The organism is Sinomonas gamaensis (assembly GCF_005876955.1).
GTDB lineage: Bacteria > Actinomycetota > Actinomycetes > Actinomycetales > Micrococcaceae > Sinomonas > Sinomonas gamaensis.
Map to the genome: position 1 here is coordinate 1 of NZ_SSCL01000029.1, position 12,567 is coordinate 12,567.

Here is a 12,567-nt window from a genome sequence, read left to right on the forward strand (position 1 = left end):
CTACCTCGACGCCATCGCCTTCGAGATGAACAACCGGCCACGCAAGGCACTAGGCTTCAGGACACCGCGAGAAGTCTTCCTCGAAGACCTCGCAGCAGCCGTTGCCAACACTCCTTGAGACCGCCCTGTCCGGTTCTCCGAGGGCCTTCAGGCGTGTCGGGCCGAAACCCCGGCGCGTCACGCCCGCTCGGGGCGAGAAGTGGACTGGAAGACGGCCGAACGCGGCGTCAGGCCGCGTGCGGGGCCCTGAAACCGGGGGTTGCGAGCAGCTTGCCGTCCCGGGTCACGGCCAGAACGTCCACGTCCCACTCCAACGCGGCGACATCGAGGAGCTCTCGGCCGCCCGCGACGATGGCGGTCGCGAGAACGTCCGCGGTCACGATGTCCGGCCCTGCCACGCTGACCTGGACGAATTCCGACTTTCGGCCGCCCACTCCCCAGATGTGGTCGCCGCGCTCAGCGGAGCCCGAGGTCGCGAGGGCTCGGCGTGCTCCTGAACCCAACGGGTAGGCGCCCAGCAGAGTCCGGCGATCCGCCGGATCCACGATTCCGGCGAGCCACGACCGCTCGGGATCACCCGGCGACGGCGTGCCCGAGACCAGCACGTCGCCGCCGGCGTTGAGGCACCAGTTGCGCAGGCCGAACGCGTCGAGGGAATCCCCGGCCTGCGCGATGGCGCGGCCCTTGACGAGCCCGCTCAGGTCGAGGACGCCGTCGGGCCGCTCGGCGGTGAAGGCGCCGTGGGTCCTCCGCCGCCACTCGACGGCCTCCGCGTAGCAGGCCCGCATCTCCGGGCTCGCGTGGGCGAGGCGGATGACCCCGCGGGCCAAGGCACTTGCCTCCGAGTCCTCCCGGAAGAGGCTGAACCGTTCCTCGAGCTCAGCGAAGTCGGACTCGATGAGGCGGACCGCGGCGTCGAGCTCCTTTGGGTCCGCAGAGCCACCCGTCGGGAACGACGCGGTGAGGCTCACAACTGTTCCCATCGCGAGGAACGTTCGTGACTTCAGGACCGCCGACTCGTCACGCATGGGCTGCATCGAGGGCCGCCTGGAGCGAGGAGAGGTAGGCGTCGGAGGTGACGGTCGCGCCGCTCACCGTGTCGACGTTGCCGGACTGCGCCTGGAGCACCTCGGATCGGAGGATCGGCGCCGCGGTGGCGCTGATCATCTGCGACCTCCGCTCGGCGTCGGTGAGCTGGAGCGCCTTGACGTCCGTGATCTTGCCGCCGGAGACGACGAGCTGCACCTGGACGTTGCCGAAGCGAGTGCTCTCGATGGCTCCGGTGTACGAACCGTCTTTGAGAGCGGACGACGACGCTGCCCGGCTGCCGCCGCCCGTGGTGCCTGAGCCCGAGGTGCTTGACGAGCCGGACCCGCTCGATGCGGTCCCGTTTGTGCCACCCGAGGTGGTGACGCCGGTGACCTGCGAGGCTTCGATCGCCTGTGCTCCGGCCTGCCATCCGGCGGCGAGGATGCCGGCGGACGCGAGGGCGGCCCCTGCCGCTGCGCGGGCCCTCACCAGTCGAACCTCTCGTGATGGAGCTGCTCGTCGACGAGTCCCGTGGACCTGGCGTCCTCTAGGACGGAGTCGGTCCATTTCTTCGGCCCGCAGACGTACACGTCGGCGGCCGCGAGGTTCGGGACGTAGTCGGAGAGCCTGAGCCCGGTCTGGTGGCGGGGCAGCCACGCGTTGCCGCGGCGGGCTCGGTGGCCCACGAGTTCGTACATGGTTGCTCCTCTCTGCTGGCAGAGCCCGGCGATTTCGTCGCGAAGGTACAGGGTTTCGGGGGTCGAGGCGCGGAGGATGACGGTGGCGGTTCCGGGCTCGAACTCTGCCCGCTCGAGGATGGCCCTCAGAGGGGTGATGCCGATGCCGGAGCCCACGAGCACGAGGCCAGGCCGGGTGCGGGCCGCGTGGCCGAAGAGTCCGTAGGGCCCGGAGAGGGCGACCCTTGTCCCAGGACGGACAGACATGAGCGCAGCGCTGCCCCTGCCAAGGTTGCGGATGGTGATCCGCAGGCGCCCGGCGGCCGGATCGGCGGAGAGGCTGAAGGGGTGGTGGTGCCACCACAGCCCGGGGGCCAGGAAGCGCCAGATGAAGAACCGTCCGCCGGCGCCGGTCAATTCCTCGAGCCGGACGCCGGTGAGCTCGATGCTCACGGCACCGTCGCCCGCCGCGACCACTCGGCTCACGCTGAGCTGGTGGCGGAACGTCAGGGCGATGGGGGCCCAGATGCGGTAGCGGAGAAGGGCGAGGAGCACCAGCACGTAGAACGCGATCCAGTACCAGCGCTGCCACTGGCCCGGGGCGAAGAGCTGGCCTTCGCTGAATTGGTGGGGGAGCGCGGTGAGCACGGCGGCGTACGTGAGCAGATGGACGACGTACCAGAACTCGTACGGGAACTTCTTGCGGACCGCGACAAGGGAGGTCACGACCACGAGGATGAACAGCGCCGTCGAAATGAACGCGAGCCACAGGTCGGGGAGGTCGTTCCACATCGAGATGCCCTCGGCGATCGGGTTGACCCGATCGGCGAGGCCGTAGCCGACGAGCAGGAAGACCATGTGCGCAAGGATCAGGTACAGCGCGGGCTTGCCGAGCTTGCCGTGCACCTGCATTGCGCGGTCATGGCCGATCGCGGCGTCGATGAAGGGGATCCGCGCCGCGAGCAGCAGCATGACCAGCACGAGGTCGGTCCCGATGAGGCCGGCGATGATGCCCAGTCCCGTGATGCCGGAGGTGACGTTGGTGAACTGGCCCGCGCCGCCGTCGGCCAGGTAGAGCGCGACGGCGGCGGCCCCTGAGGCCCACCCGAGGATGGTGAGGAAGTCTTCGCGCAGCAGCCGGCGGCGACCGCGCTGGCGCAGGGTTCGAGCCAGCCCGCCGGCGGGGCGCTCGCTGGGCGGCTGCGCGGGCCGGTCGGCGGTGCGGAATGCTGTCGTCATGCCAATAACTTTCGGCTTCAACCCTGTCGAAAGCCTGTGACAGCCCTTGTGCCGAGGTGTGGGGCCGCGGCACCGAGTGTGATCTGCCTCCTACCGCCCGGGAAAGACAGCCTCCCGCTTCTCCAGGAACGCCGCGGTGCCTTCCCTCTTGTCCTCGGTCGCGAATGCCGCGCGGAAGCTGCCGGCCTCGATGGTGAGGCCTTCCGCTGTCGGGCGTCCCGTCGACTGGTTGATCGAGCGCTTGGCGAGGGCGACGGCGGTCGGAGACTTCGCGGCCACCTCGCGGACGGTCTCGGCGGCGGCTGAAAGCAGCTCGTCGCGCGTCGGCAGGACCCGGTTCACGAGGCCGAGCCGCAAGGCCTCGGCGGCATCGATCCGCCGGCCGGTATAGATGAGCTCGCGGGCGGGGCCGAGGCCGATGCGCTGCTGGAGCCGAACGGACCCGCCGAAGCCGGGGACGAGGCCGAGGTTCACCTCGGGCTGGCCGAACTGGGCGCGCTCGCTCGCGTAGATGAAGTCGGCGGCGAGCGCGAGTTCGCAGCCCCCGCCGAGGGCATAGCCGTCCACGCAGGCGATGACGGGCACAGGCACCGCCTCGAGGGCCAGCGTGACGGCGTGCATGGAGCGGGCGTAGAACTCGCCCTCATCGAGGCTCATCGACGCCATCTCTCGGATGTCGGCGCCGGCCACGAACGCCTTCCCGCCGGCTCCCGTGAGGATCACGCCGCGGACGGGCCACGCCCCGTCGAGGGCTGCGCTCGCCGCCGTGCCCGTCCCGCCCAGCTGGTTCAGAACCTCGCACACCCTCGCGAGCTCCTCGACCACCTTGGTGGACAGGGCGTTGAGGGCCTCCGGACGGTTGATCGTGACGGTGGCGACGCCCTCGGACGTCTCGATGGCCAGAGTTTCGAAGGTGCCGAAGTCCATGGGCCACAGGCTATCGGAGCACGTGCCAACACCTCGACAGACAGTGCGGACTAGGCTGAACCCATGTCGACGTACAGCACCGCTGGTTCTTACGTGCACACAGGCGAGGAGTTCACGCGCGACACCCGGTACATCGAGGACCGGATCACGCGCGACGGCACGTTCCCGCCCGGCTCGCGGGCGCCCGAAGGGGCGAAGGCCTGGCCCGTCGAGGCCGGCCGCTACCGGCTCGTGGCGGCCCGGGCGTGCCCGTGGGCGAACCGCACGGTCATCGTCCGCCGACTCCTCGGGCTCGAAGACGCCATCTCGCTCGGCCTGCCGGGTCCCACGCACGACTCCCGGTCCTGGACCTTCGACCTCGACCCGGACGGCCGCGATCCGGTCCTCGGCATCGAACGGCTCCAGGAGGCCTACTTCAGGCGCTTCCCCGACTACCCGCGCGGAATCACGGTTCCCGCGATCGTCGACGTGCCGAGCGGTGCCGTGGTCACCAACGACTACCCGCAGATCACCCTCGACTTCGAAACCGAGTGGACCGCCTTCCACCGCGAGGGCGCGCCCGATCTCTATCCGGAGGCACTCCGCGACGAGATCGACGAGGTCAACGATCGCGTCTTCAAGGACGTCAACAACGGCGTGTACCGGTGCGGCTTCGCGGGATCGCAGCAGGCCTACGATCGCGCGTACGACCGCCTCTGGGCTGCGATCGACTGGCTCGAGGAGCGGCTCACGACCCGCCGCTACCTCGTCGGCGATACCATCACCGAGGCCGACGTCCGCCTCTTCACAACGCTCGCGCGCTTCGACGCCGTCTACCACGGCCACTTCAAGTGCAATCGCAACAAGCTCACCGAGCAGCCGGCGCTGTGGGGCTATGCGCGGGACCTGTTCCAGACCCCGGGCTTCGGCGACACGATCGACTTCGTGCAGATCAAGAGGCACTACTACGTGGTCCACGAGGACATCAATCCCACGCAGATCGTCCCGAAGGGCCCGGACCTCGCGAACTGGCTCACGCCGCACGGCCGCGAGCAGCTCGGCGGGCGCCCGTTCGGGGACGGCACGCCTCCGGGTCCTCCTCCCGAGGGAGAGCGCGTAGCCGCTGGTCACAGCCCTCTCTACCCAGAGGGCGCAGCGTGACGGCGCCGCGGATCGCGATCACCTGGCCTGGCTCAGCGCCCGCCTACGCCGAGTGGTTTCGGGCCGAGCTCGATGGCCTCACGCGGAGCGCGGCGGCCGCCGTCGAACGTGCGGGAGGCACCGCCGTCGTCCTCGACGCCGCCGATCCGCGCCTCGCCGGCGCCCTCCTCGGGGAAGGCATCGAGTGGGACGGCCTGCTCGTGATGGGCGGCGGGGACGTGGATCCGGTCCTGTACGACGGCGACCCGGCTCACCCCGCCGTGTCTGACGTCGACCCGACTGCCGACGCCTTCGAGGCCTCCGCCGTCGTGCGGGCGCTGGATACGGGTCGGCCGGTGCTCGGGATCTGCCGCGGCCTCCAGATCATCAACGTGGCTCTGGGCGGAAGCCTGCACGAGGACCTCGGCTCCGAGACCCGGCATCGCAACCATGGCGACCCGGCTGGCCCCATGGTCCTGCACGAGGTTGCGCTGGAACCGGGAACGCGTCTCGCCGGCCTCCTCGGGGAGACGGCCAGCGTGGTCTCCGGCCACCATCAGGCGGCGCGCCGGGTCGCACCCGGCCTGCGAGTGTCCGCAACGGCCCCTGACGGCGTGATCGAGGCCCTTGAGGCAGTGGATCCGGACGTCTGGCTTCTCGCGGTCCAGTGGCACCCCGAGGACCCTCAGTCGGAACCGTCACAACTTGACGCCATCGTTGGTGCCTTTGTCGCCGCCTGTCGCGACTGGGCCGTCGTCCAGGCTCCAGCGCAGGAGGGCGCCCGATGAGCGAACACGTCCGATCGGAGGTGCGCGGAGGCCTTGGGATCCTGACGCTGGACCGTCCGAAGGCGCTGAATTCACTCGACGACGGCATGGTCCTCGCGATGGAGCGCGAGCTGCGGAGGTGGGCCGAGGCACCCGAGGTGCGGGCCGTCGTCGTGCGTGGAGGGGCCCGCGGGCTGTGCGCGGGCGGTGACGTCCGCGCACTGTTCACTGGCACGGATGAGCACGCGATCCGCTTCTGGACCGATGAGTATCGGCTCGACGCCCTCATCGGCAGGTACCCCAAGCCCTACATCCCCCTCATGGACGGCATTACGATGGGCGGGGGCCTCGGGATCTCGGCGCACGCCCCCCGGGAATCGGGCTCGGTGCGCGTCGTGACCGAGCGGACGCGGGTGGCGATGCCCGAAACCCGCATCGGCTTCACGCCTGACGTCGGCATGAGCCTCCTGCTCGCCAACGCACCAGGCGAGCTTGGCACTCACCTGTGCCTGACGTCCGGCCAGACAGACGGCGCCGGGGCGATCCTCCTCGGCTGGGCAGACGCCATGGTTCCCTCAGAGCGGCTGGAGACGCTGGTCGACGCCCTGGCAGCCGCCTCCGACCGCAGCGACTGGGCACCGACCGCAGCGTACGACGTCGTCGCCTCCTTGGCTGTGGAGCCCCCTCCTGCGGCGCTCGCCGAGGAGCGGTCCTGGATCGACGACGTGTATGCCGGAGACTCGGCGACACAGATCCTCGGACGCCTCGCCGAACTGGCGCCGACGAACCCAGCCGCCGCCGACGCGCTCCGGGAGGTCCGCACAGTCTGCCCGTTCTCCGTCGCGGTGACGCTCGCTGCCCTGCGCCGCTCGCCGAAGCTCGGCTCGCTCGAGGCCGTCCTCTCGCAGGACCTTGCACTGGGCACGGCCATGGTCCGCCGAGCCGATTTCCGCGAGGGGGTCCGCGCGCTGCTCATCGACAAGGACGGGGCCCCGCAGTGGAACCCCGGCCGGATCGAGGACGTCGATCCGGCCGGGGTTGAGGCTGCATTCGCTGCCGGGGGCTAGCGACGACCCGCTACGCGCGACCGTCCAGCTACGTCACGGCCCAGCGCGAGGCCCAGGACGAGCATGCCGATGCCGAGCACTAGGTGCAGGACGTTGTCGGCCGCGTTGACCGGCACGAAATTGCCGCCCGAGTCGCCATTGAAGATGAGGCCGTACAGGAAGAGCACGAGGTAGATCGCGCCACCCCAGATGAGGTAGTTGCGCGCGGCCGCGGCGTTCCGTCCAAGGGCCAGCCCAACGACGCCGAACAGCAGATGGACGATGTTGTGGAGCACGGAGACCTGGAAGAGCCCGAGTAGATACCCCTCTGAGCCATGTCCGGCGAAGCCGAGCGAACCGCTGGTGATGCCCGGGATGAAGCCCAGGATCCCCACGACAAGGAAGACGGCGCCGACCGCGGTGGCCGCGATCTCGACGGCGCTGCGATGGTGGTGTGAGGCTGCCGGTGTTGCGGACGTTGACATGGTTCCTCCTCAGGTGCGGGTCCATGGTGACCCATGTCCACACCCGGTACCCCCGGGGCCTTGCCGCAAACGCCGATCAGCCGGGCTGCTCGCCGAGCCGACGCCGTACGTCGGGCTTCCCATGGGTCCCGCCCTGGCTTTCCGCGATCCAGGGGCCCGTTCCCTCTGAGGGATCGAAGACTCCCGCCTCGAGCCAGGCGAAGTCGCCCGCGAGGACGCGCCGCGTGAGCGCATGGTCGCTGGCGTCCGAGTTGACCCACAGTGCATCGAAGAGGGCCTCGACGCGGTGCCGCGCCTGCTCGCAGAAGGCATCGGCGAGGTCCCGGGCGTTCGATCCGCCCATCGCGCCCGTCGACCGGAGCTGCTGCGCCCAAGCGCACGAGGCGGACATCGCGAAGAGCTCCGCGCCGATGTCCACGATCCTTCCCAGGAACGCCTGACGATGCTCGAGCCCGGCCTGCCAACGTCCCATTCCCGCGAACGTATGGCGGGCGAGCCGCCGGGAGGACCTCTCGACGTACCGCAGATGCTTCGCCAGCGGGCCGGTCTCGCGGAAGGCCCGGGGGTCGAGTCCCTGACCCGCGAAGAGGCCGGGCAGCCACCGAAGATAGAAGCCGGAGGCGCCCCGCGCGGCCTTGGCCTTCTCGGAGAGCGTCGCGTCGGCCCGGGCGAGGTCGCCAGCCGCCGCGAGATGCGCGTCGACGGCCTCGCGCGCGATGAGAAGCTGCATGATCTCGGTGGATCCCTCGAAGATGCGGTTGATCCTCATGTCGCGGAGCACCTGTTCGGCTGGAACGGCTCGCTCGCCGCGCGCCCGCAGCGAGGCCGCCGTCTCGTAGCCGCGGCCGCCGCGAATCTGCACGAGCTCGTCGGACACCTTGTACGCCATCTCACTCGCCCACAGTTTTGCGAGCGCCGCCTCGATGCGGACATCCTTCATCCCGGCGTCGGCCAGCGCGGCCGAGAGCTCGAAGACGGCCTCGAGAGCAAACGACGTCGCGGCGATGAAGGCGATCTTCTTGCCGACGGCCTCGTGCTGCCCGATCGGCCGCCCCCATTGCACTCGTTCGGTGGACCATTCGCGGGCAATCTTCAACGACCACTTGGCTGCGCCGGCGCACAGGGCCGGGATGGACAGCCGGCCGGTGTTGAGTGTGGTGAGGGCGATCTTGAGGCCCTGTCCCTCGCGGCCCACCCGGTTTGCGACGGGCACGCGCACGCCGTCGAACCTCGTCACCCCGTTCTCGAGTCCGCGCAGCCCCATGAACGCGTTGCGGTTTTCGACGGTGATCCCTGGAGTGTCCATCTCAACGACGAACGCGGTGATCCCGCCCTTGCTGGCGGGTACGTCGCCCGCATCGCCGTGCGGGAGGACCTTCGCCATGATGACGACGAGCTCCGCGACCACCCCGTTCGTCGTCCAGAGCTTGGACCCGTCGAGCACGTAGCTTTCGCCGTCGTCGGCGAGCCGGGCCGTCGTCGTCAGCCTCGCGGGGTCCGACCCCACGTCGGGCTCGGTGAGGAGGAACGCCGTGACGGCGCCCGCGGCGCAGCGCGGGAGGAACGCGCGCTTCTGCGCCTCGGTTCCGAACATCTTGAGCGGCTCGGGGACGCCGATCGACTGGTGGGCCGAAAGGAGCGCGCCGATGCTCGGGTGGACCGAGCCGAGCATCATGAGCGCGCGGCCGTAATACGCGAGCGTCAGGCCCAGCCCTCCGTACTCCTTCGGGATCTTCATGCCGAAGACGCCGAGTTCAGCGAGAGCGCGGAAGTACTCGTCTGGGATTCGATCCTCCGCTTCGATGCGCTCGCCGTCCAGGGTCCGGCAGAGCGCCTCGAGACGGCGCAGGAAGGCCTCGCCGTCAGCTTCTTCCTCGGCCCTCGGGACCGGGGGCGGGGAGATGAGGTCCCATTGGAAGTCGCCAAGGTAGAGGGCCTTGGCGAAGCTCGGCCGAGTCCAGGTCGTCTCCCGGCTCGCCTCGGCCACGGCGCGCGATTCGTCCCACCCCGGCTCGCTGGCGGGCTGGCGCTTGGGCTCCTGGTCAGGGGAGACGGTCCCCGGCGTGGTCGTGTCCGTGGTCATGGCAGCCCCCTCGCTCCCCGGGCCGCCGCGGGCCGGTGACCCTTCAGCTGTCGTCCAATGCTACGCCTGAGTAGTACTGACGGGTAGGGCCCTGTGGGGCGTGGGCGACATCCCGTTAAGGAAGCGCTAAGAACGCCGAAGCGGGCCATACCAGCCGGTAACGTTGGGTACTGCTGCCGCGGGCTTCCCCCCAAATGCTCGCGGCGGCGCTAGAGCGCCCTGACGCCCGGAACCCCCAACCGGGCGCCAGGGCGCTCGTCTTTTAAGTCGTGCTTGACGCGTAGGAAATTTCCTACGTATGCTGGCGGAATGCCCCGGCAGAGCAGAGAGACTCCCACGGACCACGTGTTCGCCGCCCTGGCGCACCCGGTTCGGCGCGACCTGCTCGCCGCTCTCCTCGATGGGCCGCAGACGGCGCAGGCTCTCGCGGACCGCTACGCTATGGCCCGCCCGAGCGTCGCCGAACACCTCAAGGTTCTGCGCGCCGTCGGGCTCGTGGGGGAGCGGCAGGCGGGGCGGAATCGGTACTACTCGCTCACCCCGGAGCCGCTCGCGCTCCTCCGGGAATGGCTTGAACCGTACGAACAGTTCTGGCGAGGCCGAATGTCGCGGCTCGCCTCCCTTCTGGACAAGGAATCCCCCCATGACTGACTCCACGCACGCAACCACCGCAGAGGATCCCACTGCCATCCGCATCGCGGACTTCTTCCCGCAGCCGCCCGCCGTCGTGTGGCGCGCGCTCACGACTCCGGAGCTGCTTGCCCAGTGGCTCATGCCCAACGACTTCGAGCCCGTCGTGGGCCAGCGTTTCACGTTCCGCTCGCAGCCGGTCGAGGCCACGCGCTACTCAGGGGTTACGGTCTGCGAGGTCCTCGAGCTCCATGAACCCGAGCTGCTGGTGATCTCCTGGCAGGACGAATCCGCGGGCAACGACATGCGGACAACCGTCACCTTCCGCCTCGAAGCGCACGACGGCGGCACCCGCCTGAGCTTGGCGCAGGAGGGCTTCCGCCCGGATCACCCGAACGATCAGATGGCCCGTAAGATCATGGGCGGAGGCTGGAGCGGCCACCTGTTCCGACGTCTGAGCGAGCTGCTCGCCGAGGGTGAGGACGCCTGATTTGCAGGGTTCCCGCGCGGAGCCTAGTATTTAACGCTGTCGTATGCAGTGGAGTCCACTTCTCGGCACTGAAGACACCGTCCAACCCGCGGCGAGGAACTTCGGCTGGCTCTCACCCCGCCTGGTCACCCTCCGGAAAGCTGCAGAACTACGGTGCATCTAGGTGGCGGGACGCATCTGCGGACCGTCATTTTTACTGCAACTGTTGACTACAACTTGGAGGAGCGAACTGTGGCAGCACATTGCCAGGTGACCGGGGCCAAGCCCGCGTTCGGTCACTCAATCTCCCACTCGCACCGCCGCACCAAGCGTCGGTTCGACCCGAACATCCAGAAGAAGCGCTACTGGGTGCCGTCCCTGCGCCGTAACGTGACCCTCACGCTCTCGGCCCGTGGCATCAAGACCATCGACGTGCGGGGCATCGACTCGGTCGTCGCCGAGCTGCTTGCGAAGGGTGTGAAGCTCTGATGGCCAAGAAGGACAAGGACGTACGTCCCATCATCAAGCTCAAGTCCACCGCGGGCACCGGGTACACCTACGTGACCCGGAAGAACCGTCGGAACGACCCGGACCGTCTCGTCATGAAGAAGTACGATCCGGTCGTCCGCAAGCACGTCGAGTTCCGAGAGGAGCGCTAAACCATGGCCAAGAAGTCCAAGATTGCGCGTAACGAGCAGCGCAAGGTCATCGTGGAGCGCTACGCCGCGAAGCGTGCCGAGCTCAAGAAGACCCTCGTCGACGAGAACGCGACCGACGAGGCCCGCGAGGCAGCTCGCCTCGGCCTGCAGAAGCTCCCGCGCGACGCTTCGCCGGTCCGCCTCCGCAACCGCGACCAGATCGACGGCCGTCCCCGGGGAACCCTCCAGAAGTTCGGCATCTCCCGCGTGCGTTTCCGCGACATGGCACACAAGGGCGAGCTTCCGGGCGTCACCAAGTCTTCCTGGTAACCAGCCGGCCTCGGCCAGCTGATTCCACCGCCGCAGCGGCGGCACCCTCCCCGGGTGCCGCCGCTGCGGCTTTTTGTGCTTGGCTTCCGGTTTTCAGCTGAGGGGGACAGCATGGGAGGCATGGAGAGCATCTACCCGGCGGTCTTCCGGCTTCAGCACAGCGCCGGCTCCAACGGTTACGCCATCCTCGACGGCGACCGGGTGGCGATTGTTGATCCTGGGCTTGTGGGTGGGCGTCGCGGCCTGCTCCGCGAACTGCGGCAGGCGGGACTTCTGGCGCGCGTGACCGATGTGCTCGTGACGCACTCCGACGCCGACCATGTGGGGGCTGCGCCCGCCGTCCAGGCGGCGACCGGAGCCAGAGTATGGCTGGGGCGGGCGGATGCCGAGGTCCTTGAGGGGACACGTCGGCCTGCGACGCGCTTCCGTCGCCTGCTTGCGAGGCGCGCTACGGATGCGTTCGCCGGCGGGCTCGAGTTGCTCGAGGGTGGGGAGGAACCATTCCCGGGGGTCACGGCTCTTGGGACTCCCGGGCACACCCCGGGCCATATGGCCTTCGTCTTCGAGGACGTCGTCTTCGCAGGGGACGCCGTCCGCGGGAGCGACAACGGACTGCGTCTCATGCCGCGTTTCCTCACCAGCGATCAGGATCAAGCGCAGGCTTCCCTCGAGCTCATCCAGGAGGTCGGTGCGCGCTGGCTGTGCCCGGGACACGGAGCGGTCCGCGAGCTCCACACCTGATTTGCGAGGGGTGCGGGAAGCGTGTAACGTAGTCCGGGTTGCCGCCGCTGCGAAGCGCGCGGCGAGATCCTCAAAATCCTTCCTCTGAATTCCATGATGGGACATGTCCTGTCTGAGATTCGTTGAGTGGGGGAGGAACTCCTGAAAGCCGGGAATTGAAGCGAAAGCTTGAATTTGCAGGGCGAAAGGAATTCCGGTAGGATTGAACATCGTTCCGACGGGGAGATAACCTAGGTTTGAGCTTAGGGGATGCACCCGATGGGACCGGTTGTTTGAGAACTCAATAGTGTGCCATGTTCGATTCGATGCCATTTTTTTGATGGCTGATTTTGTCTGGTCTGCTGCACCCCGGTGCAGTTGGGCTGGGCGTTGGCCTGGATTGTTTTT

At 68.7% G+C, this 12,567-nt stretch carries 15 protein-coding genes and 1 pseudogene; 10 read left to right on the forward strand and 6 right to left on the reverse strand.

Annotation, left to right across the window (positions count from 1 at the left end; all coding sequences use genetic code 11):
- Positions 1-118 (forward strand): annotated as a pseudogene (locus E5679_RS21385) (IS30 family transposase); the annotation flags it as partial.
- A 109-nt stretch (positions 119-227) separates the two neighbouring features.
- On the opposite strand, the gene E5679_RS20470 reads toward E5679_RS21385, so the two are convergent.
- The 4 genes from E5679_RS20470 to E5679_RS20485 all read right to left on the reverse strand — a co-directional run bounded on the left by E5679_RS20470 (position 228) and on the right by E5679_RS20485 (position 3,872).
- Positions 228-1,037 carry an FAD:protein FMN transferase gene (locus E5679_RS20470; protein ID WP_249336268.1) on the reverse strand — a complete coding sequence of 270 codons (810 nt, stop codon included), beginning with the start codon at positions 1,035-1,037 and terminating at the stop codon, positions 228-230.
- Entirely contained in the window at positions 1,021-1,518 is a 498-nt protein-coding gene (locus tag E5679_RS20475; RefSeq protein ID WP_212747020.1) for an FMN-binding protein, read from the reverse strand. The genes E5679_RS20470 and E5679_RS20475 overlap by 17 nt, the downstream gene beginning before the upstream one ends.
- On the reverse strand, positions 1,515-2,945 hold the full coding sequence (locus E5679_RS20480; protein WP_138419366.1) for a ferredoxin reductase family protein: 1,431 nt from the start codon (positions 2,943-2,945) through the stop codon (positions 1,515-1,517). The genes E5679_RS20475 and E5679_RS20480 overlap by 4 nt, the downstream gene beginning before the upstream one ends.
- Positions 2,946-3,035: 90 nt before the next feature.
- Complete coding sequence (locus E5679_RS20485) at positions 3,036-3,872, reverse strand: enoyl-CoA hydratase/isomerase family protein (RefSeq protein ID WP_138419368.1); 837 nt, start codon at positions 3,870-3,872, stop codon at positions 3,036-3,038.
- Positions 3,873-3,935: 63 nt separating this feature from the next.
- Here E5679_RS20485 and E5679_RS20490 point away from each other — a divergent pair, with 63 nt between their 5' ends.
- The 3 genes from E5679_RS20490 to E5679_RS20500 are packed head-to-tail and all read left to right on the forward strand — an operon-like array spanning position 3,936 to position 6,825.
- A complete protein-coding gene (locus E5679_RS20490) occupies positions 3,936-5,012 on the forward strand; it encodes a glutathione S-transferase family protein (RefSeq protein ID WP_138419369.1) in 1,077 nt (358 codons plus the stop codon).
- Positions 5,009-5,779 (forward strand): gamma-glutamyl-gamma-aminobutyrate hydrolase family protein, encoded by a 771-nt coding sequence (locus tag E5679_RS20495; protein ID WP_171042500.1) that lies wholly within the window; start codon positions 5,009-5,011, stop codon positions 5,777-5,779. The genes E5679_RS20490 and E5679_RS20495 overlap by 4 nt, the downstream gene beginning before the upstream one ends.
- Positions 5,776-6,825, forward strand: coding sequence for an enoyl-CoA hydratase/isomerase family protein (locus E5679_RS20500; protein WP_138419372.1), 1,050 nt, complete (start codon positions 5,776-5,778; stop codon positions 6,823-6,825). Before E5679_RS20495 ends, E5679_RS20500 begins: the two co-directional genes overlap by 4 nt.
- On the opposite strand, the gene E5679_RS20505 is transcribed toward E5679_RS20500, so the two are convergent.
- Complete coding sequence (locus E5679_RS20505; protein ID WP_138419373.1) at positions 6,822-7,289, reverse strand: DUF4383 domain-containing protein; 468 nt, start codon at positions 7,287-7,289, stop codon at positions 6,822-6,824. The two genes, E5679_RS20500 and E5679_RS20505, sit on opposite strands and share 4 nt — an antisense overlap.
- A 76-nt stretch (positions 7,290-7,365) precedes the next feature.
- Positions 7,366-9,372 (reverse strand): acyl-CoA dehydrogenase family protein, encoded by a 2,007-nt coding sequence (locus E5679_RS20510; protein ID WP_138419374.1) that lies wholly within the window; start codon positions 9,370-9,372, stop codon positions 7,366-7,368.
- A 309-nt stretch (positions 9,373-9,681) separates the two neighbouring features.
- On the opposite strand from E5679_RS20510, the gene E5679_RS20515 reads away from it, so the two are divergent.
- From E5679_RS20515 to E5679_RS20540, 6 genes are all read left to right on the forward strand, one after another.
- A complete protein-coding gene (locus tag E5679_RS20515) occupies positions 9,682-10,023 on the forward strand; it encodes an ArsR/SmtB family transcription factor (protein WP_138419376.1) in 342 nt (113 codons plus the stop codon).
- Entirely contained in the window at positions 10,016-10,492 is a 477-nt protein-coding gene (locus E5679_RS20520; RefSeq protein ID WP_138419378.1) for an SRPBCC family protein, read from the forward strand. The genes E5679_RS20515 and E5679_RS20520 overlap by 8 nt, the downstream gene beginning before the upstream one ends.
- Positions 10,493-10,723: 231 nt before the next feature.
- Positions 10,724-10,960, forward strand: a complete 237-nt coding sequence (gene rpmB, locus E5679_RS20525; RefSeq protein WP_136612456.1) for a 50S ribosomal protein L28 — start codon at positions 10,724-10,726, stop codon at positions 10,958-10,960.
- Positions 10,960-11,130 (forward strand): 50S ribosomal protein L33, encoded by a 171-nt coding sequence (rpmG, locus tag E5679_RS20530; protein WP_138419380.1) that lies wholly within the window; start codon positions 10,960-10,962, stop codon positions 11,128-11,130. The genes rpmB and rpmG overlap by 1 nt, the downstream gene beginning before the upstream one ends.
- A 3-nt stretch (positions 11,131-11,133) precedes the next feature.
- Positions 11,134-11,439, forward strand: a complete 306-nt coding sequence (rpsN, locus tag E5679_RS20535; protein WP_138419382.1) for a 30S ribosomal protein S14 — start codon at positions 11,134-11,136, stop codon at positions 11,437-11,439.
- Between the two features lie 111 nt (positions 11,440-11,550).
- Positions 11,551-12,180: an MBL fold metallo-hydrolase gene (locus E5679_RS20540; RefSeq protein WP_138419384.1), complete on the forward strand. Its 630-nt coding sequence runs from the start codon at positions 11,551-11,553 to the stop codon at positions 12,178-12,180.
- Positions 12,181-12,567 lie beyond the last annotated feature (387 nt).

Bases quoted from the DNA above. Each gene is read 5' to 3' on its own strand.
- E5679_RS20470 (WP_249336268.1), bottom strand. From the start codon at position 1,037: ATGCAGCCCATGCGTGACGAGTCGGCGGTCCTGAAGTCACGAACGTTC.
- E5679_RS20480 (WP_138419366.1), bottom strand. From the start codon at position 2,945: ATGACGACAGCATTCCGCACCGCCGACCGGCCCGCGCAGCCGCCCAGC.
- E5679_RS20485 (WP_138419368.1), bottom strand. From the start codon at position 3,872: ATGGACTTCGGCACCTTCGAAACTCTGGCCATCGAGACGTCCGAGGGC.
- E5679_RS20490 (WP_138419369.1), top strand. From the start codon at position 3,936: ATGTCGACGTACAGCACCGCTGGTTCTTACGTGCACACAGGCGAGGAG.
- E5679_RS20500 (WP_138419372.1), top strand. From the start codon at position 5,776: ATGAGCGAACACGTCCGATCGGAGGTGCGCGGAGGCCTTGGGATCCTG.
- E5679_RS20505 (WP_138419373.1), bottom strand. From the start codon at position 7,289: ATGTCAACGTCCGCAACACCGGCAGCCTCACACCACCATCGCAGCGCC.
- E5679_RS20510 (WP_138419374.1), bottom strand. From the start codon at position 9,372: ATGACCACGGACACGACCACGCCGGGGACCGTCTCCCCTGACCAGGAG.
- E5679_RS20515 (WP_138419376.1), top strand. From the start codon at position 9,682: ATGCCCCGGCAGAGCAGAGAGACTCCCACGGACCACGTGTTCGCCGCC.
- E5679_RS20520 (WP_138419378.1), top strand. From the start codon at position 10,016: ATGACTGACTCCACGCACGCAACCACCGCAGAGGATCCCACTGCCATC.
- rpmG (WP_138419380.1), top strand. From the start codon at position 10,960: ATGGCCAAGAAGGACAAGGACGTACGTCCCATCATCAAGCTCAAGTCC.
- rpsN (WP_138419382.1), top strand. From the start codon at position 11,134: ATGGCCAAGAAGTCCAAGATTGCGCGTAACGAGCAGCGCAAGGTCATC.
- E5679_RS20540 (WP_138419384.1), top strand. From the start codon at position 11,551: ATGGGAGGCATGGAGAGCATCTACCCGGCGGTCTTCCGGCTTCAGCAC.